General features: G+C 43.3%; 22 protein-coding genes. 8 read left to right on the top strand and 14 right to left on the bottom strand.

The window, feature by feature from the left end; genetic code table 11:
* The first annotated feature begins 194 nt into the window (after positions 1-194).
* Entirely contained in the window at positions 195-1538 is a 1344-nt protein-coding gene (locus HNR44_RS02615) for a S8 family peptidase (RefSeq protein WP_184402562.1), read from the top strand.
* Positions 1539-1798: 260 nt separating this feature from the next.
* The gene (locus tag HNR44_RS02610) at positions 1799-3130 is read left to right on the top strand and encodes an N-acetylmuramoyl-L-alanine amidase (RefSeq protein WP_184402561.1); all 1332 of its coding nucleotides are present in this window, start codon (positions 1799-1801) and stop codon (positions 3128-3130) included.
* 465 nt (positions 3131-3595) lie between these two features.
* On the opposite strand, the gene HNR44_RS02605 is transcribed toward HNR44_RS02610, so the two are convergent.
* Together HNR44_RS02605 and HNR44_RS02600 are read right to left on the bottom strand one after the other, a co-directional pair.
* Positions 3596-3793: a hypothetical protein gene (locus HNR44_RS02605; protein WP_184402560.1), complete on the bottom strand. Its 198-nt coding sequence runs from the start codon at positions 3791-3793 to the stop codon at positions 3596-3598.
* Positions 3790-4590, bottom strand: a complete 801-nt coding sequence (locus HNR44_RS02600; protein ID WP_184402559.1) for a GAF domain-containing protein — start codon at positions 4588-4590, stop codon at positions 3790-3792. Before HNR44_RS02600 ends, HNR44_RS02605 begins: the two co-directional genes overlap by 4 nt.
* A gap of 399 nt (positions 4591-4989) precedes the next feature.
* Between HNR44_RS02600 and HNR44_RS02595 the strand changes: the two genes are divergently transcribed.
* Positions 4990-5292, top strand: a complete 303-nt coding sequence (locus tag HNR44_RS02595) for a HesB/YadR/YfhF family protein (RefSeq protein WP_184402558.1) — start codon at positions 4990-4992, stop codon at positions 5290-5292.
* A 19-nt stretch (positions 5293-5311) separates the two neighbouring features.
* Positions 5312-7291, top strand: a complete 1980-nt coding sequence (locus HNR44_RS02590) for a S9 family peptidase (protein ID WP_246406936.1) — start codon at positions 5312-5314, stop codon at positions 7289-7291.
* Between the two features lie 36 nt (positions 7292-7327).
* Here the strand turns inward: HNR44_RS02590 and HNR44_RS02585 are convergent, their stop codons facing one another.
* On the bottom strand, positions 7328-7522 hold the full coding sequence (locus tag HNR44_RS02585) for a hypothetical protein (RefSeq protein WP_184402556.1): 195 nt from the start codon (positions 7520-7522) through the stop codon (positions 7328-7330).
* A gap of 93 nt (positions 7523-7615) precedes the next feature.
* On the opposite strand from HNR44_RS02585, the gene HNR44_RS02580 reads away from it, so the two are divergent.
* Positions 7616-8239: an NUDIX hydrolase gene (locus HNR44_RS02580; RefSeq protein ID WP_184402555.1), complete on the top strand. Its 624-nt coding sequence runs from the start codon at positions 7616-7618 to the stop codon at positions 8237-8239.
* Between the two features lie 227 nt (positions 8240-8466).
* Here HNR44_RS02580 and HNR44_RS02575 read toward each other — a convergent pair whose 3' ends face one another.
* From HNR44_RS02575 to alaS, 9 genes are all read right to left on the bottom strand, one after another.
* A complete protein-coding gene (locus HNR44_RS02575) occupies positions 8467-9156 on the bottom strand; it encodes a 5'-methylthioadenosine/adenosylhomocysteine nucleosidase (protein WP_184402554.1) in 690 nt (229 codons plus the stop codon).
* 68 nt (positions 9157-9224) lie between these two features.
* The gene (locus tag HNR44_RS02570; protein WP_184402553.1) at positions 9225-9974 is read right to left on the bottom strand and encodes a DUF1510 family protein; all 750 of its coding nucleotides are present in this window, start codon (positions 9972-9974) and stop codon (positions 9225-9227) included.
* A 122-nt stretch (positions 9975-10096) separates the two neighbouring features.
* The gene (gene greA / locus HNR44_RS02565) at positions 10097-10570 is read right to left on the bottom strand and encodes a transcription elongation factor GreA (protein ID WP_184402552.1); all 474 of its coding nucleotides are present in this window, start codon (positions 10568-10570) and stop codon (positions 10097-10099) included.
* A 165-nt stretch (positions 10571-10735) separates the two neighbouring features.
* Positions 10736-11374 (bottom strand): O-methyltransferase, encoded by a 639-nt coding sequence (locus tag HNR44_RS02560; RefSeq protein WP_184402551.1) that lies wholly within the window; start codon positions 11372-11374, stop codon positions 10736-10738.
* On the bottom strand, positions 11371-12528 hold the full coding sequence (gene mltG, locus HNR44_RS02555) for an endolytic transglycosylase MltG (RefSeq protein ID WP_246406933.1): 1158 nt from the start codon (positions 12526-12528) through the stop codon (positions 11371-11373). The genes HNR44_RS02560 and mltG overlap by 4 nt, the downstream gene beginning before the upstream one ends.
* Before the next feature lie 325 nt (positions 12529-12853).
* Complete coding sequence (locus HNR44_RS02550) at positions 12854-13177, bottom strand: DUF1292 domain-containing protein (RefSeq protein ID WP_184402549.1); 324 nt, start codon at positions 13175-13177, stop codon at positions 12854-12856.
* 11 nt (positions 13178-13188) lie between these two features.
* Positions 13189-13611: a Holliday junction resolvase RuvX gene (ruvX, locus tag HNR44_RS02545; RefSeq protein WP_184402548.1), complete on the bottom strand. Its 423-nt coding sequence runs from the start codon at positions 13609-13611 to the stop codon at positions 13189-13191.
* Positions 13608-13880, bottom strand: coding sequence for an IreB family regulatory phosphoprotein (locus tag HNR44_RS02540; RefSeq protein WP_184402547.1), 273 nt, complete (start codon positions 13878-13880; stop codon positions 13608-13610). The genes ruvX and HNR44_RS02540 overlap by 4 nt, the downstream gene beginning before the upstream one ends.
* A 103-nt stretch (positions 13881-13983) precedes the next feature.
* Complete coding sequence (alaS, locus tag HNR44_RS02535) at positions 13984-16623, bottom strand: alanine--tRNA ligase (protein ID WP_184402546.1); 2640 nt, start codon at positions 16621-16623, stop codon at positions 13984-13986.
* Positions 16624-17164: 541 nt separating this feature from the next.
* Here alaS and HNR44_RS02530 point away from each other — a divergent pair.
* From HNR44_RS02530 to HNR44_RS02520, 3 genes are all read left to right on the top strand, one after another.
* On the top strand, positions 17165-18538 hold the full coding sequence (locus HNR44_RS02530) for a sigma-54 interaction domain-containing protein (protein WP_281381339.1): 1374 nt from the start codon (positions 17165-17167) through the stop codon (positions 18536-18538).
* A 138-nt stretch (positions 18539-18676) separates the two neighbouring features.
* A complete protein-coding gene (pruA, locus tag HNR44_RS02525) occupies positions 18677-20224 on the top strand; it encodes an L-glutamate gamma-semialdehyde dehydrogenase (protein WP_184402545.1) in 1548 nt (515 codons plus the stop codon).
* Between the two features lie 37 nt (positions 20225-20261).
* Complete coding sequence (locus HNR44_RS02520) at positions 20262-21176, top strand: proline dehydrogenase family protein (protein ID WP_184402544.1); 915 nt, start codon at positions 20262-20264, stop codon at positions 21174-21176.
* Positions 21177-22387: 1211 nt separating this feature from the next.
* Here the strand turns inward: HNR44_RS02520 and HNR44_RS02515 are convergent.
* Complete coding sequence (locus tag HNR44_RS02515) at positions 22388-22579, bottom strand: FAD-dependent monooxygenase (RefSeq protein WP_184402543.1); 192 nt, start codon at positions 22577-22579, stop codon at positions 22388-22390.
* A gap of 48 nt (positions 22580-22627) precedes the next feature.
* Positions 22628-23404: a gluconate 2-dehydrogenase subunit 3 family protein gene (locus HNR44_RS02510; protein ID WP_184402542.1), complete on the bottom strand. Its 777-nt coding sequence runs from the start codon at positions 23402-23404 to the stop codon at positions 22628-22630.
* Positions 23405-23448: the final 44 nt, after the last annotated feature.

Genomic DNA, 23448 nt, shown 5'->3' with positions numbered 1-23448 from the left:
AAAGACGATGATTCCATCTTCTACCTACCTCTGCTGTCACCGGCAACTTGTAACCATTACTAAATATACGTATAGATAAGTAGACCTCTATATTAATTTAAGCCCATTATCTTCTAATCTACGCAAGAACCGCCTCAATGCTTGCTTCCCTTGCATATTCTGCTAGAAAACAAGCATGAAAGGGGTCTTTATAGATGTTTCACTTCTCTACTGTGAAGGTGGCCCGTACGTACGGTCCTTTGATTGATTATCATCTTAGGCATGCACTTGTTGGCGCCATCCAACCCTTAAGATTCACACCCTGCTTCTTGCAAAAATTTACTGATCACTGGATCCGTAAACTGAAAGCATTTCCGGTTTTTATCAAATATAAACAAGGAGATCAATGCTATCAAAGAGGGAGCATGACTTTTCAAAATATCACGAAAACTCATATGCGCTGTACATTACACCAATCGTTTCCACGCTTTTCATCCCAAAGTGGATTTCTTACAGCTCAAGCCATTGAAACACTCTGTAATGATTGCAATGATATTGAAAAAGTTTATTTAGACCGCTCTTTTAATGCACTGCTTAATACAGCTACCGAAACGACACGTGCTAATGTTCTGCAGGAAAGTGGGACAAACGGGGATGGGAAAACCATCGCTATTTTAGACACGGGGGTTGAACCAAGTCCGGATTTAACAGAACCGAACAATCGAATAGTTGCATTTAAAGACTTTATCAATGCACGCTCTGAAGCATACGACGATAATGGTCATGGGACCCATTGTGCAGGTGATGCCGCCGGTAATGGTCATTTATCTGACGGTAAATACCGTGGCCCTGCACCTGAAGCAAATATCGTCGGGGTTAAGGTTCTCGACAAATTAGGTGCTGGTTCGTTATCGAACATCATTGCCGGGATCGACTGGTGTATAGAAAATCAAGAACGTTATGACATTAATATTCTCTCCCTTTCCCTAGGTAGTCCGGCTTCTCAACCTGAAGAAGACGATCCCGTAGTGCAAGCGGTAGACCAAGCTTGGGAGGAAGGAATGGTAGTATGTGTAGCTGCCGGAAATGAAGGCCCGAGTGAAGGAACCATTGCATCTCCAGGAATTAGTCAAAGAGTGATCACCGTAGGGGCGTTAGACGAACAAGGCACGCCTGATCGATCCGATGATGATGTCGCTAGTTTCTCAAGTCGAGGTCCAACGATAGACGGAAACACCAAGCCAGATATTCTAGCCCCCGGCGTCGATATTACTTCGTTACGTTCTCCCAATACGTTTTTAGACAAAATGTTAAAGTCCGATCGAGTGGATGATCACTATGTGACGATGTCAGGTACTTCTATGGCTACACCGATTTGTGCCGGCGTTTGTGCCCAACTATTAGAGTTACACAGTGAATGGGAACCTGATGAAGTTAAAAATCGTTTACTTGAAGGTGCAGAAGACCTCGGTCTGGAAGCGAATACCCAAGGCCAAGGTTCCCTGGATGCTGTTGCCAGTGCAGATCTTGATTCCAACGACGAAGATACTAGCAATTAAAAGTTTTATAAAAGCAGGGGCTGTCCCAAAAGGGCAGCTTCTGGACTCAACGCTCCTTTTCTCCTTTTCGGCGAGAGGACCCACTATTTCGGCGGAATCACCTGAGAATTCAGCGCACGGAACGATGATTCGGCGCTGCCGGCTAAGGAATTCGGAGAAAATGCTTTCATCGGCGTTTGAAACATCCCCGCTTCATTGTTATCACAACCGGCCTCTTTGAGTTCAGCCGGCAGAAATTTTATATCTGAAGGAGTGATTTTATGAAATTATATTTGGATCCAGGACATGGAGGAAATGATACGGGGGCAACCGGAAATGGCTTGCAAGAAAAGAATATCGTGCTTGATATTGCTTTACGCATCCGTGATATTTTACTCAGCGCCTATAACAATGTAGAGGTAAACATGAGTCGAACCACTGATACGTTTGTAAGTTTAGGGCAAAGAACGAGTGAAGCTAACGCATGGGGTGCGGATTATTTTTTATCCATTCATTGCAACGCTTTTAATGGCTCAGCTAATGGTTATGAAGACTATATTCACAGCAGTCTTTCTGACACTTCACAAACTGCAGTGTATCAAGAGATACTCCATGATGAGATTATGAAGCAGAATAACCTCTCTGACAGGGGGCGAAAAAAAGCGAACTTCCACGTTTTACGAGAAACTACAATGTCTGCCTTATTAACGGAGAATGGCTTTATTGATCATAGTGGTGATGCTGCATTAATGCAAGATGATTCGTGGAGGCAAGCGGTAGCCAGGGGACATGTCAATGGCTTGGAAAGGGCCTTTAATCTTGAGCGTAGAGATCATTCTGGCACAATTTATAGAGTGATTGCCGGTTCCTTTCAACAGGAGGCCAATGCTGAACAGCGAGTCGAACATCTAGCTTCCCATGGGATTGAATCATTTATAGTTTCTACCCAATTGTCAGGGGAGGTTTGGTATCGTGTTCAAGCCGGCGCTTTTGAAAGCCGCCAAAATGCAGAGCAACGTTTGGCGGAATTAGAGGAAGTCGGAATTGACGATGGATTTATTATTGAACAGGATGCCACCAATGCTGTAGAAGAATATTCAATTGAAGGTCCGGTTTGGTTATCTCCGGCACAAATGGATCGTTATGTTCAAGCCATTAATCCCGATGCTCCCCAGTTAGGACGATATTATTTAACGCTTGGAGAGTACTATGGAATAAAGGGAGATGTAGCTTTCGCCCAGGCATTACATGAAACAGATTACTTTCGTTTTACAGGAGTTGTAGAACCAGAGCAAAACAATTATGCAGGCATTGGTGCCACAGGGCCCAATGAACCCGGTGCGAGTTTCGATACTCCTCGAAACGGGGTTCTTGCTCACCTCCAACACTTGTTTGCCTACGCTTCTACAGAAACATTACCGGATAAATATCCGTTTACTGATCCACGATTTGACCTTGTACAAAGGGGTAGTGCTCCGACGTGGGTAGACTTAAATGGTAAATGGGCTGTTCCTGGAGATCAGTATGGTCAATCAATTTTAGATTTATACGAACGAATGGTTGAAGCTGCTATCAACGAGCTGGAATCGATATTAAACGAACTGGAGATGTAAAGGACAAAAGCGATTTACCATTCTTAACAATTTTTAACAATCAGAAATTTTTCTGTTCAAAAAATATTTCTATGTTTTTAATGCTTCTCTTATACCCCATAACACGAATGATCATTACGATGAAGAGAAAACCCTAGCGAAAATGAACATGAATCTTTCCGGTGTTTGTGATCTCCTTAATCCGTGATCTTCCTTTTCAAAGGAAGATTTACGGATGCTACCAGATCCAATGCAGCTTCTGTGCATGTTCACTAAGAACGTGTTCAAAAAGGAAGCGAAACGTCAGCTGGCATCCTCGCAAGCGATTCTTCGCACGAAGAAAAAGTAGTTCTTTTTCAAAGATAAGGTTCAAACGTGAGAAGCACAAAGCAAGACGACGAAGAGATACGACGGTTATTTTTCCCGGACTTTTGAACATCCTCTATTAAGAGGTTTCTAATCACTTATTTGTGTTATGAAGGAACCTTAATGTATCAACTGCCATTTCATCCATTTTTTTGTACGTTCCATTAACTGATCTGTTTCTAATTTTTGTTGTGTGAGTTCTGTACGCTTTTTTTCTAAATCATTCATCTTTTTTCTATACTGATATTCATCCACCATATTTCTTTGATACGCATCCTGCAAAACGCTTATTCTCATATTTACATCTTCAATTTTCATAAACGCCACCTTTTTTGATTAGTTGAGGCAGTTTCTGTTGAACGAATAGCTCCATCATACATTTCTAGAATAACAAGTGTAATTAAATCTGTATAGACTTTTATTATATTACGTATTTCTGGCTCAAAAGGTGACAAAGAATCAACCGTAATGATGCCCCAGTTCAATATCGGTATGCATACTAAACTGTTATAATGACTCCTTGATTGATCATTTGGTGTCCAATCAGCATCACCTTGAACATCATCGATAAATAAACTTTCTGATTTTCTGAAACACCTCCCTCCCGCTGTATCATTAATGTCCAATGTACGACCGCCATCCTTATAATCGTTGGGAAATTGCGCACTTCCACTGAAGAATTCGAGTTCTTCCGTTGTCGAATTGTACATCCATAATGCACAGCGGTGATTATAACCTCTTTTTGTCATTATATTGCTAGGAATGGAATTTACGAGTTTTTTGATGAGATGCACAGATAAATTAAATTTCTCATCTCCAGACTCCTTTATACTTCGGAGTTCCTCAAGAAAAATACTTAATTCGCTTAATGCAGAATCGTATTGATCGCGCATATTTTCTAACGTTCTAAGTTCAGTTTGTAATTGAGAATTATTTTCGGCTAATGTTCCGATACGATCCTCTCTCCCCACTGCCTTCGCAAATTTATTGGAGATTCTTGTCACTTGAAAGATAAGAATAACGCCGCCAACAATAAAAATCACACCAGCAATCGCATAGACCCAATCTGGAAATCGATCCATAGCTTCAAGAATGATGGTTTCTATCCCTGCCATAACGATCCCCCCTCTTATATAATAAAGATGATAATTGGTATTATCTTCAACAAATTTAAAAAAGTTCCTTTTCTTTTGCTACAAATTAGCTATTTCCACCTATTTTCAATGAACACGAACTAGGAATATACTCTAATTATTCTTTTCGTTGAGAGTTGTTGTAAGTGCGTGTTCAAATAGGGAGGACAAAAAAGAGCCGAGGAGGTCGAGAAGACGTAGGTTCGAACATCCTGCTGGCACCACGAAAGTATTCACTCTCACGAAGGAAAAAGTGGGTTTCTTTTCCCGGACTTTTTGAACATCCTCTTTAAGATTATTTTTTTTAATTTTGGGGTATATAGATGGACGGGTCATCCACGTAGAAACTACTCCCGCGAAGAATAGAGGTGTCAAACATCTATGCAAATTCATATAACCCAACCAGCCATCCGTTATTTTCACGAAGAATTCGACCTAAATAAGGGTAAATCCATTCGTATTTTTGCTCGTTATGGAGGTCTGAACCAGGTGATTAACGGTTTTTCAATCGGAATCTCGATTGATCAGCCAAAGGCTCAAGATATCAAGAAAGAAATAGACGGACTGTCTTTTTTTATTGCACAGCAAGACTTATGGCTATTCAAAGATCAAAAACTGGAGATTAAATATAGCAGAAAACAAGAAGAGATTGTCTTTTCATTAACGTCTGAACAAAACGAATAAATGAAAGGGAGCTATGATCATGGGAAAACGTGCAGTAAAGGTTAAAGATTTATCCCTATTAGAGCAATATTCCGATCCGCAGATCGGTCATCTAGGAAAGATGTATGTATTTACGGGAACGATCATTAATGAAGAACAGGAATACAATGAACATTTATACGTTCAAGACCTGTATAACGACACTCCTCACCAATGGACCTTCGGGGACGTGAAAGATCGCTTCCCCCGATTCTCGCCAGATGACCAAACCATCGTGTTCTTGTCCAATCGCAGCGGAGTGAACCAATTGTGGAGCATGTCAACAACAGGGGGCGCCCCAAAACAGTTAACGTACTTAGAACATGGAGCCGGAGAACCTCATTGGTCTCCAGATGGCCGCTACATTTTATTTGCAGCTGTCTATAAGCACGACGAGGATCCCTCTAAAGAAAAGAAAAAGGATCAGGATCAGAAACAGAACAAAGCAAGCCCGTTGCGAATTCAAAGACTTAAATATAAATCTGATGCACAAGGGTTGCATGACGATCAAACGCAGCAGCTGATTCTCTTTGATGTTCAAAACCAAACATGTAAGAAGCTCTCCACAAATGATGTCGATCACACTGTTGGTGGTTGGGCCCCAGACAGCCGTACCTTTGCCTATACCGCAAACGTAAATGGCGATCATCATATCGGCCAAGATATTTTTATTCGATCCATTGATATAGACGATGACCCAAGACCATTGACCGGCTCTGAAGGAACCTACCATTCCCTCAACTGGTCCCCCGACGGATTAAAGTTGGCCTGTTTGGGCCATACCTTCACGCATGATGGTGCAACGCAAAATCAATTATGGACCTTTGAGGCCGAAACTGCGGAAAAAACGTCACTCACCCCTGGCTTTGATGCACAACTTGGAGATGCCATGATCAGTGACTTTCAATCAGCTCAGCACAACCCCGGCCCTGTATGGGTAGATGACCAGACATTATTGTTCACAGCAAGTCAGGCAGGACGTACAGGCTTATTTTCAACAACCTTAGATGGGGACGTTGAAACTGTGCTCGATCAAAACCAACATATCTATAGCTTTTCCCTGCATGCCGAGTCGAACAAACTGATCGCGGGAATCAGCAAACCAACGGATCCAGGAAATTTCTACATGATCTCTTTAAAAGATGGTAAGGTTAAAAAACAGACAGATGCAAATGCTTCTTACTTATCAGAAGTTGAACTTCAAGAACCAGAGATCATGACCTTTACCTCGAGGGATGGTTGGCAAGTGCAGGGGTGGTTTATGTACCCTTATCACTATCAACCTGGTGATAAATACCCGCTGATCCTGGAAATTCATGGCGGTCCGCACGCGATGTACGGGTATTCCTTTTTTCATGAATTACAGGTGTTAACAGGTCTTGGATATGCAGTGCTGTATACGAACCCTCGGGGAAGCCACGGATATGGACAAACGTTTGTTGATGCTGTACGTGGAGATTATGGAGGCAAGGATTACTCAGATTTGATGAATGCTGTAGAGGAAACGATTAAACATTATGCGTTCATCGACGAATCAAGATTGGGGGTTACAGGGGGAAGTTATGGCGGTTTCATGACGAATTGGATCATTTCTCATACGAATCGTTTTCATGCCGCAATTACCCAACGCTCCATTGCCAACTGGATCAGCTTCTATGGAGTAAGTGATATTGGCTATTATTTTACAAAATGGGAAATCGGTGAACATTTACTTGATGACCCTCAAAAGTTATGGGACCATTCTCCATTAAAATATGCACGTGAAGTGGATACTCCGCTTCTAATATTACACGGAGAAAAGGATTTTCGCTGTCCGATTGAGCAAGCGGAGCAATGGTTCACAGTGCTTAAATATAACGATAAGGAAGTCGAGTTCGTACGCTTTCCCGAAGCCAATCATGAGCTCAGCCGCAACGGGCCGCCCCATTTACGTAAGGCCCGATTGAATGAGATGGTCGCTTGGTTTCAACGCTATTTATAAACGCGAAGCGTTGCGCAATCACGCAACGCTTCCGTATTACTCCTCTGACAAGGAGTCATTTTTTGATTTTCGCTTGTCTTTTTCCTCACGCTCATTATATTTAAGTTCCTCATCTGGAATTGGGTCCTCAAGCATATCATCGGTATCCTCTTCAGGCCCGGGCTTAAATTTTGCCTTTCCTTCTCCTTCAACTCTTAACGGATCATGTTCCTTACGATTTTTCCGGTTCATATTGATCACCTCTTTATTATGATTGTTCCACAAATCGACGAACATCAAACTTGAAGAAGTGCTACACTAAAAAAAGAAGGGGTGAACGTTACGATGTCTGAACAAATAAACCAGATTTTTGCCCGATTAAAAAAGCATGAAGGTGGAATTATTGGTGAAAGTGAGGCGCAACATTCCGCAGTCGCATTACCTATTGTCCTTGAAAATCAGAAACCCTCCTTGCTTTTTCAAACGAGGAGCTACCATTTGAAAAATCAACCAGGAGATATTTGCTTTCCCGGCGGGAAAATGGAAGAACAAGATCTGAATTCAGCAGAAACTGCCGTCCGGGAACTGTGTGAAGAAACGGGGATTAAACGTCTCGATGCCACTCATATTGCTTCCCTGGATAAATGGATGATGCCTTATGGAATTGTTATTCATCCTCATGTTTTCTCGCTTACAGATACTTCATTCGCTCCTAATGACGAGGTGGAGGAATTGTTTACCGTTCCCATCGATGCGCTCCTCAATCAAAAACCGGAAGTGTATACGATTTCCTCGAAAGCGGAATTACCTGAGGATTTTCCTTATGAAAAAATTCCGGGTGGAAAAGACTACCCATTCCGACAGACCCGGTTACCGGAAATTTTTTATGAATACAAAGGGAAACACATTTGGGGGCTTACTGCGCGCATTCTCCAACATTTTCTACGCGTAGGCGCTTTAGCAACATAATCTCATTGCTGTTGCTTTTATGCTGCTCCTTCGTTCACTTGACACGTAAGGTGAAACCGAAGCCAGATGCCCCTCATGGAGCCGAACTCTTCGTCTATTCGGTTCCACCGAGGAAAATCATTCGTTATATTGAAATAGGATCAGCCATCTTTCATAGCATCGCTCCATTGCATTGGCTCCATCTGTTTTTACTCTTTCTATCAGAGCACCAAAAGAATAGAAATATTTTATGTTTCATCGAGAAAAGCAATGACCATATCCGCTGATTGATCTGCTGCTTTTTCAAGAAACCTTTCGTAGGACTCTAAGGCTTCTTTACCGACAATATCACTGAGTGCCCGTACAATAACAAAAGGAGTTTGAAAGCGATAGCAGACTTGTGCAATTGCTCCAGCTTCCATCTCTGAACACTTCGCATGAGGAAACGTCGTTCGCAGATCCGCAACAAGCGATTCATCACTTATAAATGAGTCACCGGAAAGGACGAGGCCGCTGCGTGTTTCAAACGCCGCCCGCTTCGCAGCTGCTTCAGCTCTCTTAATCACCTGTTCATCGGCTTTGTACACCGCCGGCATCGCAGGAACTTGCCCAAATGCATACCCAAAACCCGTAGCGTCAACGTCGTTGTAGCAAACCTCAGTAGAAATAACGAGATCTCCTATACTCATCGTTTCATCAAATCCACCGGCTACACCTGTATTGATGATCACATCCGGTTGATGGTTATCGATCATTAAGGTTGTACCGATGGCCGCATTTACTTTTCCAATGCCCGAGAGCATAAGAACAACTTCATGACCGAAAAGCAGCCCTTCATAGAAAACACAGCCGCCCTTTTCTACTTCTGAAACTGGTTTCATTTTACTGGCGAGGGTTTCCACTTCTTCTTTCATTGCACCAATAATTCCATATTTCATTCTCTTTGATTCCTCCAAACTAATGAAAAGCCTGAGACCGCAGTCGGCTCTCAGGCTTTCTTGTCTCTTTATTCTACATTCGTCGGCATCCAGCCTTCGCCGTCTACCCATTCCATTGTCACGGTATACTCAGAGCCGTCTTCATGCTGAAATGTCCCTTCAGCGCCACCAGGGCCGTCTCCGCCCAACCATTCGATATGTGACCAATCTTCTTCAGGAACACCCGTGGCATACTCCATTGCCATTACCATTTCTGTCCAGTTCTGGCTATCAGAGTCAAAATTATCAACGAAGTTTTCCTGCTCAGTACCAATCGGTTCAAAGTCACCGTCTTCAGGAGGAGATTGTGGAGGTGATAAGCCGGTACTTTCTTCTTGCTCTTCTTCTTGCTCTTCTTCTTGTCCTTCTTCCTCTTCATCTCCCTCTTCTGGTTCAGTGCCATTTTGACCATCGTTTATGCCTTCGTCTCCCTCTTCCGATTCAGTGCCATTTTGGTCATCATTTACGCCTTCGTTCTCTTCGTCTTCCTCATTACCACCTATATCAGGCGTTTCTTCTGGAGCTGGTGCCTCTTGATCCGAGTCAACCTCAAACCCATCTTCGTCTTGTTCACTCTCATCGTCTTCCACATTATCTTCTTCAACCGCATCTTCATCCGCGACAGGTTCGCCGTCATCTCCAAATAGTAAGGCATACAAAAAGAAGGCAATGAGTACAACTACAACACCAATTGAAATGTTCAGCACACGATTCATCGTTTTACGTTTGCGTAAATCTTTACGACTCTCCATTTGAAAATTAGGGTTTGGACCATCCATTACAATCACCTTTTTGGTCTATAATTAAATTTTAAGTTTCTAGCCTAACATTATGGAGAATATCACTTTTATACATAAAAAGATAGGTTCCATTGGCTTACATTCTATTACTTATTCAGCATCTATTCAATGCCAACAATTTCAACTTCCATGTCCCCGCCCGGTGTTGTAACAGTCACTTTTTCTCCGACACGCCGGCCTATCAGACTTTGGGCCATTGGAGAATCGTTGGAAATTTTTCCTTCTAATGGATCTGATTCAGCGCTTCCAACGATCGTATAAACTTCTTCATCCCCGTCAGGCAGCTCTTTAAAGGTTACGGAATTCCCTAAGTTCACTTCGTTCGTATCACCATTATCTTCAATAATCTCCGCATTACGAATCATGTTCTCGACTTGGCCGATACGTCCCTCTACAAATGCTTGGTCATCTTTCGCTGCATCATACTCCGAGTTCTCGGATAAATCCCCGAAATCACGGGCAACTTTTATACGTTCCACGACTTCCTGACGTCTCGTCGTTTTCAGATATTCCAACTCTTCTTCTAACTTTTTCAGGCCATCTTGTGTCATATAATACTTTTTGGTTTCCGCCATTTTTCTCACTCCTCTAGAGTCTACAATACTTACCTACAGGGAAGAAGAAAGCAAGGGATTCCCTCACTTTCCTCCCAATATCTACGACTTATCCCATTATCTGCCTTATATCATACGCAGGTAATGTTAAAAATACAATTCTTTTTTTGAAAAACTGCCTTTCAATTATCGCTTGATACTAATGGCTATCCCATCCCCAATTGGATGAATGCGCGTGCAAAAATGGGGGTGCTCCAAAAGCCACTCGTTAAAGTCCCGAAGTTTTCTTGCGAGCGGCTGCAACCGGGGAGGTGCCTCTTCAGGGCGTGCCACCCATCCTTTAAATAATACGTTGTCAATAACCATCACTCCCCCAGTCTTCAACATGGGAGAAAATGTATTTACAAACGCTTGATTATGCCCTTTGGATGCGTCAATAAACAACGCATCGTAAGGTTTGTGCTCTTCTAGAACCTTCTCAAAATCAAAGGCATCTCCATATAGAAGCGAGATGTCGTCATTATAACACGTACCACCTAAAAATGATTCGGCTTGATGGTATCGATCGGCATCACGTTCGATGGTTGTCACCCTTCTGTCATTTCCGCTTGCTGCGATTCGCAACGCAGAGTAACCGATGGCACTTCCGATTTCCAATACATGCTGGGCATTTACAAGATCCATAACTTGTAATAAGAGCTCCATGCTTTCTTCTTCTAAAATTGGAATGTTTTCTTTTTCTGCGTATGCACGCATCTTTTCAACCTGCAAAATGGGTGTATCTTTCCTTAATGATTGCAAGTATTCCAGGTTGCGATCTTTCATCTTTCAGATTCCTCTTCCTCTCGGGCCTCAATCCATTCGTCACGGTATTCTTCATGAACAGCGCTATGCTCTTCAAACGTTTCCGAGTAGATAACTTCTCCGTGTACACGAGCATAGAAATAAAGGTAGTCACTGTCTTCAGGTTCAAACACGGAAAGAATTGCATCCTCACCCGGACTTGCGATGGGTCCTGGCGGAAGCCCTGAGTTTTGATACGTATTATAAGGGTCATCGATCCCGGTATCCTCAAGAGAGGTCATATATAGGTGTTCTCCTTGTGCATATGCCACCGTTGGATCAACTTCAAGCTGCATGCCTTCATCAAGACGGTTATGCAGGACACCAGAAATCAGACGGCGATCTTCCGGTGTTTGGGCTTCCCGTTCCACGATCGAAGCTAACGTTAACACTTCGTGGAGACCTAGATCCTCTTCATTGTCAACGTTCTGTAACACTCCCCGGTAGACGTCAAACGTTTGCGTAAGCATCGATTCGACGATCTCATTAAGTGGTGTGTCTTGTTCAACAAATCCGTAAGTGGCAGGGAAAAGATAACCTTCCAGAGGATAACGGATGTCCTCATTTAAAATATCTTCCGTTAACAAACTATACTCTTCTACCAAGCCTTCCGCGTATTCCTCATCATCAAGCAAAGCCATGACATCTTCCATGCTATGATTGGATTCTTCCGCGATCGTATTGGCAATATCCTCTAGCCACCAACCTTCAGGTATAAGATATGAAAGTTCATATTCTCGAGCGGAAGTCCCCTCTTGCAGTGATTCCATAATTTCTTCAATATCCATCGTTCTGTTCAATTCATGAGTACCTGCCTGGAAGCCTGTGAAATTTCGATAACGGGCATAATAACGGAAAAAAGTGCTATTTGTAACCAGATTTTCGTCCTCTAACGTTTCCCCAATGCTAGAAATCGTCGCGCCACTCGGTATTTCGATTTTAATTGGAGTGTCATCGTTTTCATCCATAGGGCTGACAGCCGCACGAACATATAAAAACCCGGATAGAACTCCGATCAGGACTAAACCAATAAGAACCAGGATCATCACGAGCACAATTCGCCGTACTTTTCGTGACGTTTGCACACGATCTTTTTTCGTCTTACTGATTTCATCCTGCCTATGTTCATCACTCAATGATATACCCCCTCTTCCCATCTCCTTATCAGAGGATGAACGCCTGGGAAGCTTCCTCGAAAACGAAAAAGCTTTCTCTCGTTCGTGCGAGGGATTAGCTACCTAGCAGCCAGCTAACGTTTCGCTCCTGGGAACTCTCTTCGTGAAGAGTGTATGCCTAAATAACAAGCTGTGGCTGCATTCTCTCGAATGGACTCGGCTTTCTTGTCCCCTTTATTACACACACCTTTAGGAATTCAAGTATAATGGTTCAATTCTAAGTAATATGCAATAAAATGATACCCGGTCCGCGTCATGCCACGGCCGGGCCTCAGTCGCTTAAACGTTAATGTTGATGATCTTCTCCTTCAACGTGCAGCGTTTCATCATCGTCCAACATCGTCGCAATCATCTCTTCAACCATTTCCCATTCGCTGTCCGATTCAATGGCATGAAGGGAAAAGCCAGAAGGCTCATCGCTTGATTCTTCGTATTGAAAGGCGAAGATCTCAACTTCTTCCCCTTCATGTTGTTCCTCATCTTCAACAGGAGTTACAACCATATAAGACTTCTCTGTCTCGTCTACATCAAAAGTAAATAGAACCTCAAACACATGTTCATTCCCATCTTCATCAGGAATAATGATTCGCTCATTTTCTTCTTCTGCCATATTTTTTCACCTCATTTAGAATGGCGGGCTGCATGATCAAGAAATCCTTGCAAAATAAGCACGGCAGCCATTTTATCCACTACTTTTTTACGTTTCTTTCGACTAACATCTGCCGAAATTAATGTCCTTTCTGCAGCTTTCGTCGTTAAACGTTCGTCCCAGAATTGTACAGGTACCCGTGAGCCCTTTTCAAGCAAGGCGGCGAATTGCTTTGACTTCTCAGCACGCGGGCCGATGCTCCCATCCATGTTCTTCGGTAATCCAACGATGATGCGTTGTGCCTCATGGTCCTCGACGATTTGTAAAATACGATCAACCGTTGCCTCATGACCTTTGACAGCGACAGTTTCAAGACCTTGGGCCGTAAGACCCAAGGCATCGCTCACGGCTACACCGATTCGTCTGTCTCCAACGTCAAGCCCGAGAACTTTCATTCTGCATTATTCTTTTCGTGTTGTAAATAATTGCGAACCAGTTCCTCGATGAGCTCGTCCCTTTCAAGGCGACGAATAAGCGTGCGTGCATCGTTATGCCTTGGAATATAGGCTGGATCTCCGGACAATAAATAGCCAACGATTTGGTTAATAGGGTTATACCCTTTCTCATCAAGTGCATTATGAACACTCATCAACACTTCTTTAACATCGACGTTAGCCGCTTCTTCCTGCACATTAAATTTCATCGTGTTATCTTTCGAGCCCATTATAGGTCCACCTCGCTTCTTAAAATCCACAGAACGAAACGATCGCTTCCATTACACATTCGTCCATATATACGTTTCCACTATTGTACATGATTTAAGGATATTATGAAATGGAAGCAATGATCTCGTCTACCGCAGCGATCGCTTCTGAGAGTTTTTCCGGGTTTTTTCCGCCCGCTTGGGCCATATCCGGGCGCCCGCCGCCGCCGCCGCCGCAAATGGCAGCCACTTGTTTGACAATGTCCCCCGCTTTAAAACCATCTTCTACTAAATCTTTACTCACGGTTGAAACAATATTCACTTTCCCCTCTCTTGCAGTTCCGAGCACGATAATCCCTGTGGAAAGTTGTTGTTTTAATTGGTCTGCTGTTGTTCGGAGCGTGTCCATATCGCTGTTATCAAGTTGACCTGCCAAGACGGGGATTCCGTTCACCTCGTGAACGTCGTTTAATAACTGCATAGCTTCCATATTCCCCAACTTTGCTGCGATTGATTCATTTTCTCTTTCCTTTGCCCGTAAATCTTGTTGCAATTGCTCTACTCTTACCGGTACATCCGCGCTCGATTTTGCCTTTAATTGCCCTTTCACTTGTTCCAATAACTGTATTTCATCATCTACATACTTGTATGCACTCTGGCCTGTCACAGCTTCAATTCTTCGAACCCCTGCTCCAATACCAGATTCGGAAGTGACCTTGAATATGCCAATTTCAGCACTGTTCGCTACGTGACATCCCCCGCATAGTTCAATGCTGTACTCACCAATATGAACGACACGCACTTGGCTCCCATATTTTTCACCGAAGAGTGCCATCGCTCCTTTTTCTTTTGCATCTTCAAGTGTAGTTTCTTCAATAAACACATTCTGGGCAGCCGTCGCTTTTTCATTAACAATCGTTTCAATTTCTCGTAATTCGTCAGCTGTGACCGGCCCAAAATGAGAAAAGTCAAAGCGAAGTCGATCGGGCCCTACATAAGAACCTGCTTGATTGACATGATCACCAAGGACATCTTTGAGAGCCTGATGCAATAAGTGTGTCGCCGTGTGGTTTTTGGTGATGGCATTACGATCGCTCTTGTTAATGATAGCGCTAATTTCCTGGTTCAATTCCAACGTACCTTCTTTGACCTGTACGACGTGAAGGGGCTGTCCATTTGGTGCCTGTTTCAGATCGGTGACCTCGACGCACAAGCCATCTGCCAATAACCAGCCTTTGTCAGAAACTTGTCCGCCGCTTTCTGTGTAAAAGGGGGTTTCTTTAAGCACGACAAAAGCTTCTTCTTCTTCGTGAATTTCATTGACACGAGCATCTCCAGTAACGATGGCCTGTACGGCTGACACCGCTTCTGTTTGATCATACCCCACAAACGTGCTTGCATCATGCAGAGAACGAAGGGTTTCACTTTGGCTTTGCATGGAATCTTCTTCTTTCCGTGCAGCCCTTGCCCGTTCACGTTGCGCAGACATCGCCTGTTCAAAGCCTTCAAGGTCCACAGATAAACCAGCATCCACGACATATTCTTCCGTTAGGTCAACGGGGAACCCATAAGTGTCGTAAAGACGGAAGACATCGTCACCATGAATCTGGCTCTGATCGGATTCCTTTGCGCATTTAATTAAGTTGTTCAAAATCGCTAATCCATCGCTTAATGTTTCATGAAAACGCTCTTCTTCATTGCGAATCACTTTTTGAATGAACGTTTCTTTTTCTTTGACGTTCGGGTAATAAGGTTCCATGATATGAGCGATGGTTGGAACCAATTTATACATAAACGCATCTTCAATATCCAACGATTGAGCATACCGGACCGCACGGCGTAGCAATCGGCGCAGAACATAACCTCTTCCTTCATTGGACGGCAAGGCACCGTCAGCGACTGCAAAAGAAACCGTACGAGCATGATCGGCGATCACCTTGAAAGCCGAATCATAGTGGTCGTTTTCACCGTAAGAGGTTTTCGTCAGATTTTCGGTTTCTTTAATAATTGGCATGAACAAATCAGTTTCAAAGTTCGTTTTTGTTTCCTGAATGACTGAAACGAGACGCTCGAGTCCTAGACCCGTATCAATATTTTGGCTTGGCAGAGGTGTGTAGGTTCCATCTGGGTTATGATTAAATTGGGAAAAAACAAGGTTCCATATTTCCAGATACCGTTCATTCTCCCCGCCAGGATAGAGTTCAGGGTCACTCGGATCGCTTCCATATTCAGGTCCGCGGTCATAAAAGATCTCAGCATTGGGACCACTCGGGCCTTCGCCAATATCCCAAAAGTTTTCTTCCAACCGGATGATGCGCTCCTCAGGAAGACCAATATTATCCTTCCAATAATGGTAAGCTTCATCATCTTCCGGATGAACAGTCACCGATAACAGCTCTGGATCAAACCCAATCCACCGTTCATCAGTCAGAAATTCCCAAGCCCACTCAATTGCTTCTTTTTTGAAATAATCGCCAATCGAGAAATTGCCGAGCATCTCAAAGAATGTGTGATGGCGAGCGGTTTTGCCGACGTTTTCAATGTCATTCGTACGAATGGACTTTTGTGCGTTTACAATTCTTGGGTTCTCCGGCACGATGCGGCCGTCAAAATATTTTTTTAGTGTAGCTACACCGCTATTGATCCATAACAAGGAAGGATCTTCATGGGGGACAAGCGATGCACTCGGTTCAATATCGTGTCCTTTCTCTTGAAAAAAATCTAGAAATCGCTGACGTACGTCAGCTGCGGTTAAACGCTTCATCGTATCTTCCTCCTTGATTTTTGAGCACATAAAAAACCCCATCCCTATAAAGGGACGAGGCTAACAACTCGCGGTACCACCCTTGTTGAACAAACAGTTCCACTCAAGCGCCTTAACGCGGCTAACGGCAGGGTTTAGCTGCACTCCGGAATAGCGTTCAATCAACCCATGTTAAGATCCTCTCAGCCGCGGAACCTTTTTCTGTATAACTGGAGATGACCTACTCGTTCCATCATCGTTTCTGTGCACGTTATAATTTCTTCTTTTATATCGAATTTTGATTGTCATGTCAAGTTTTTCATACCAGTGGTTGCAGCTTTTCTCCGCAAAAAATTTTTCTCTTCTTCTATGTCAATTGCAAAAAATTTGCTATTCTTAGAAAGACATACAGCCCGAACGGTAGCCGAAGATTGGGGATTGCCCAGGTACTTTTGTGCGATATTAGGTACTTCTCGCTCTGGGTTTGGAAGTTCCTGCTATATGTTAGATCGTTCCCTTCCCGGGGTTTCCGGGATCTCATAATTGATGAACGGAGGGATTCATGATGAAAGCTTCTCAAATGTCGCTTGAGACGCGTTTATCCATTTATGAACAGTTATTTGATAAGCTCGACATCGGTATTCGCGTGATTGATCATGCTGCTCATCCGCTGGTCTACAATTCGAAAATGCGGGCGATTGAGTCCATGACATTTGCTGATTTAACAGAACAATCATTTATTGATGTCTTTCAATTCAGAAATGAAAAGGAAAGCAGACTGCTGCAATCATTGAAAGATGGCCGTTCCATTGAGAACAAAAAGCAAACCTATTTCAACAATAAAGGCGAAGTGATTACGACGATCAATCACACGTACCCATTTGTCCAAGACGGGGAAGTAATGGCGGCAGCTGAAGTTGCAAAAGATGTCAGCCAAATGGAACGTATTCTTCGTGATAAACGGACGAACGATGAAGGCAGCCGTTATCAATTTCAAGATTTACTCGGCGAGTCTCAGGCGTTTACCGAAGTTGTGGAGCAGGCACAGCGTGCCGCTCGAACCTCTTCTTCTGTGCTCATCATCGGTGAAACTGGAACGGGAAAAGAACTATTTGCACAAAGTATTCATCATCAAAGTAATCGAGAGAAAAAACCGTTCATCACTCAAAACTGCGCTGCGCTCCCCGAAAGCCTTGTGGAAGGAATTCTCTTTGGCACAGCGAAAGGAGCGTTTACAGGTGCAGTTGACCGACCCGGGTTATTCGAACAAGCCCATGGAGGCACCTTGCTTTTAGATGAAATTAATGCCCTTCCTATCCATCTACAGCCAAAACTTTTGCGGGTGTTGCAGGAAAAGAAAGTCGCGCGGGTCGGTGAAGCGAAAGAGCGTCCCTTCGATGTCCGCTTTATGGCCACCATGAATGAAGACCCTATCGAAGCTATTGCGGACGGCCGTTTACGCAAAGATCTATACTATCGTTTAAGCGTTGTCAGTTTATTCATCCCGCCATTACGGGAACGATACGAGGATGCAAAAATGCTTGCGCATTTCTTTCTACGAAAATATAATAACCGTTTCCATTTAAAAGTAGATCGCTTTTCTGAGGATGCCATTGAAGCATTAGAAGGCTATCATTGGCCGGGAAATGTAAGAGAGTTAGAACACGTGATTGAAGGAGCGATGAATTTTTTCACTGATGAAACCGTATTGGACCTGACTCACTTGCCACGGTATTTACAAACGGGTTCAGATTCCGAAGTTACGAGCATACAGCTGCAAAAAGAAGAATCTTTGCCCGAGCGGCTTGCCATTATTGAAAAAGACATGATTCATCAAGCGATCGAACAATCGAACGGAAACGTCACCCAGGCCGCAAAAATTTTAGGCATTAGCCGACAGCGTTTGCAATACAAGTTAGAAAAATACCGAAAATAATTTTGCGCTAAACCGCAAGTTATTTTTCATTTTTGATCGCTGTCACCCCCATAACCTCCTGAATAGCCGTTTTTATTTTTGGCATAACATTTGCATTATTATGAGGTCGATCGACAAATATTTTAAGGAGTGATCTAAATGGTCGTCTCATATACCCACGAACCTTTCACGAACTTTAGCGATCGTAGCAATAAGGAGGACATTGAGAATGCTCTCAACTATGTGAAAAGCGAACTTGGAAAAGAATATCCACTCATTATCGGGGGCGAACGTGTAACAACAGAGGATAAAATTACTTCCATTAATCCGGCCAATAAATCTGAAATCGTTGGTACGATCTCAAAAGCGAACCAAGTCCTTGCGGAACAAGCGATGGAAAAAGCGCAAGAAGCCTTTCAGGAATGGGGCAATTGGGATCCTGAGGCTCGTGCCAATGTCCTTTTTAGAGCTGCGGCAATTGCTCGGCGCCGAAAGCATGAGTTTTCTGCCTGGATGGTTTATGAAATCGGGAAAACGTGGAAAGAAGCGGATGCTGACTCTGCTGAAGCCATTGACTTTCTGGAATATTATGCACGGCAAATGGTTTCACTTAAAGACGGTGAACCGGTGAACAGCCGTTGGTTTGAGCATAACCAGTATACGTATCAACCCTTAGGGGTGGGCCTTACTGTTTCTCCGTGGAACTTGCCGTTTGCAATTATGACAGGCACTACCGTTGGTCCAATGGTTGCGGGAAATACGATATTGCTTAAGCCTGCTAGCCTGACACCTGTCATTACGTACAAATTTATGGAGGTGCTTGAAGAAGCCGGGATGCCAGACGGTGTTGTGAACTATATTCCAGGCAGTGGAAGAGAAATCGGCGATTACCTCGTTGAGCACCCAGAAACACGTTTTGTGAACTTTACCGGTTCGAAAGAAGTAGGGATTGGTATTTATGAGAAGGCCGCAAAAGTGCAGCCAGGGCAAAAATTTCTAAAGAAAACAGCGATTGAAATGGGCGGGAAAGACACCATTATCGTTGATAATGAGGCTGATCTTGATCTCGCTGCCGAATCTATTGTGCAATCCGCCTACGGTTTCAGCGGCCAAAAATGTTCTGCTTGTTCCCGCGCTGTCATCCATGAGGACGTCTATGATGAAGTGCTTGATAAAGTGACCAGACTTACGGAAGAGCTCACAGTTGGAAATCCGGAAAATAGGGATACGTATATGGGGCCAGTGTGTGAGGAAGCAGCTTATCAAAAAATCCTGGATTACATTGAAATCGGTAAAAATGAGGCTCGCCTTGTCACTGGCGGAACAGGCGATGATCAAACAGGATACTTCATTCAACCTACGATCTTCGCGGAGGCAGATCCGGATGCTCGCATTATGCAAGAGGAAATCTTTGGACCTGTCGTAGCCTTTACAAAAGCAAAGGACATTCAAGAAATGATTGATATCGCCAACAACACCGACTATGGTTTGACAGGATCGATTATTTCGAATAACCGCGCGCACCTTGAGAAGGCACGTCGAGAATTCCACGTAGGGAACCTTTACTTCAACCGCGGATGTACGGCGGCTATTGTAGGGTATCAGCCATTTGGCGGTTTTAAATTATCCGGTACCGATTCCAAAGCCGGCGGACCAGGCTATTTATTACATTTCATGGATCCAAAAACGGTATGCGACCAATTTTAAACCGGGGGCTTTTATGCCCCCTGAAGGAGGTGACTGTATGATGCAAAAAGTTTCCCGTAATTTTTTTCTTTCCTTATCAAAAAATAAACTTTTAAATAAAAGCGCAAAACGTTGGGGGCTAAAACTCGGTGCTGCTAAGGTGGTCGCGGGAGTGACGGTTGAGGACGCCGTTGAAAAGATTAAAGATTTAAACGACAGCGGCAGGATGGCCACTCTGGATCATCTCGGGGAGTTCGTCTTCGATAAGCAAGAAGCGGAAGATGCGATGAAAGCTGGTCTGCATACACTTGATGTTCTTCATGAACACAGGGTTCACTGCAACCTATCGGTGAAGTTAACCAAACTCGGCCTGGATGTCGACGAAGATCTCTGTCGGAAACACATTACCATGCTCGTTGAGCACGCCGCCAAATACGATAATTTCATTCGCATCGATATGGAAGATTACGCTCATTATGACCAAACACTCGTGATGTTGAATGAATTGAGAAAAAAATATGACAACGTTGGGACCGTCTTGCAATCGTATTTACACCGCGGACTCGAAGATGTTGAACAATTAGCAGGGACCCCTCTTAGGATCGTAAAAGGCGCCTATAAAGAATCACCGACCGTCGCTTATCAAAATAAAGCGGAGATTGACCGCAATTTTTTAACGATGATACAAACCCATTTGCTGAATGAAAGTTACACTGCAATCGCAACACACGATCATAATATCATTGCAGACGTGAAATCATTTGCAGAAAAGAATCACATTCCTAGAGAAATGTACGAGTTTCAAATGCTTTACGGCTTTCGAAATGATTTGCAACAGTCCCTCGTCGATGAAGGCTATCGCTTCCGGACCTACGTTCCGTTTGGAAAAGATTGGTACGGGTATTTTATGCGCAGGTTGGCAGAACGGCCGCAAAATGTCACCTTTGCCGTACGGGGAATGTTTTCAAAGTAAGGGCCTTTAAAAGTGATTAGACGGTAGTCCCATTTTTGATAATTACCTTACTAAATAGAATTTATGCAAAAACTTGGGAACTTGTGGGTTGTTTAAGTAAGCCGGTTAGACGGACACACCCTGTGGAAACATCGACACTTATGCCTCCTGCACGTTGGACGTATGAAAACCATGACCTACTTTCTTTTTTCGTGCGAAGGATGGCTTACGTAGCGCTAAACCCTTCGCACTTCTGTTTACAGTCAGCGCTTGTTGCACACGTTATTAAAAACGTACATATTTTTAATCGTACGGAGGAAAAAGCTAGTGATTTTAAAGAATATGCGGAAAAAGAGTTTCCCTCTCTCACTTTTCATGTTTCTTCCGTAGAGTTAGTGATTGGCCTCTTTTATGTATACCGCTACATTTATCGACCTCGTCTTCTTACATGTTTGTAGAAAAATTCGCTACGACTTTACGAGGTATCTAGTTCAACGATTGCTTTAGAGCCCTTGCCATCAGCCATGTCATGGTAAAACCCCGGCCATCACCGCTATTATTATAACCCTACCAATTGTGCCAAAACATGAAAATTATTTCACCTCTCATTTTCACTTCAGATCTCCCACACTGAAACTCAAAAGAATTTGCGACTGAGTATCTTCTCCTAAAATATCCCTTCATGACACCTCTTTTTGTTCAATGATTCCTCTAAGTGATTCCATGAAACCATTTTCTGCGATTATTGCTAAATTGCTCCTACTGAAGCATCTCATATCGTCCAGTCATTCATTGAATCTACAAGGAGACCCACTTCCAATGGTGACCGTTTATTTCAGACGCTCTACGCTAGCCTGAATAAAAACTCCTTATTTTGGGCAATATCATTTTACAGTGATAAAGATAAATGGAGCTGAATCTTATGGTAAACCTCAGTCAATTAACGAGGAGATTTTCTATATTTGTCGGTATTTATTTTACAGCCTATTTCCTGTACTCAGGCCAATTATATATATACGTCATAAACATCCCGATTCCGACCTTATTTATCATTGGAATGTCTTTTTTAAATGCATGGGGTTTGCCCGTTATAAAAAAGCTAGCTGCTATGGATTAAAAAGAAGACATTCTTGCTTTACTAACCTGCGACACACATACAAAAAAAGCAAATCTATCATCATTAATTCGCTTCTTTTACGTGAACGTGAAGTTACGGTTTCTTTGGATAAGTCCTACATCATTTCATACCTTGTCGAGAAACGCAGTTCATCCTTAACGTGCATATAATCTTCGACGGATTTTTCTGCACCCCGTTCTAAACAGACCACTTCATAGCCAGCCTTAGCCATTTCGGCGCTGACAATTCCACCCGCCCAGCCGCTACCGACGACAACGACATCGACTTTATCTAATTGTTCTGGCATTTTATCCCACCTAAATAAAGTATAGTGACTATCCAACTCCTGAAATGATTAATGGTGGTCTCGTAGACTCGTAGGCTCCATCTCCACAAACTCTTCTGACTCTATGACGTTAATATAGGCAGGCTGGGCACCTGGATATTCTTTCATACGCCAACCATCCATATTTTTATTTCCACCATAAAGTGGGTCAGAGTAAACGCCTTCAATCGTGGCTTGTCTTAACAATGAAAAAAAGGTTGAGGAAGAAACGCCTCGCATGTCCACATCTCCAGTATCAAAGGCATTAAGAACCTCAACCTGTTGCTCTTCTTCCAAATCAAAAAATTTCTCATCAAATTGATCAGTACTCACTTCATCAATTTTTCGAATTCCCTGTGTAAAGATTTCGCTTCTCGTCATACTCGATTGATAACCTTGTTCTGCTTCTCCTTCTTGAAAAGGACCTCGCATATATTCTTTGGCATTTAATCCCCATTGGCCTGCCAATTGTTTGTCAATAAAATATGGCGCACCTAAGGCAACCGCCCCTGGCCCATTGTCATCTTCAGGGAAGATTCTTTCTGTCGCGGCACTTAATATCTCAAAGTCCTCATCACGGCTAAAAAATATTCGAGCTTCATCAAAACGATTGGTATGTTGGTCTGCTTCATCCTCATTCTCCTGAGTATCCGCGCCCCCTACTTGCCATTGGTTCCCGATAATACTTCCCAGGAGGCCACCACCAACGATCCCCCCGGTAACTAGCCCAGTGTTTTTTATAAACGTACGCCGGCTAATGCCTTGGTCAGAATTTCCTGCATTTGCATTATTGTCATTATCAGCCATACTCCCACTCCCTTTCGATTGATTTCAAATGTGAGACTGTGAAT

The sequence above is a fragment of the Geomicrobium halophilum genome, assembly GCF_014207655.1.
GTDB lineage: Bacteria > Bacillota > Bacilli > Bacillales > Marinococcaceae > Geomicrobium > Geomicrobium halophilum.
The sequence above is the reverse complement of the archived record's forward strand: the minus strand, read 5'-3'. Positions and strand labels throughout refer to the sequence as shown.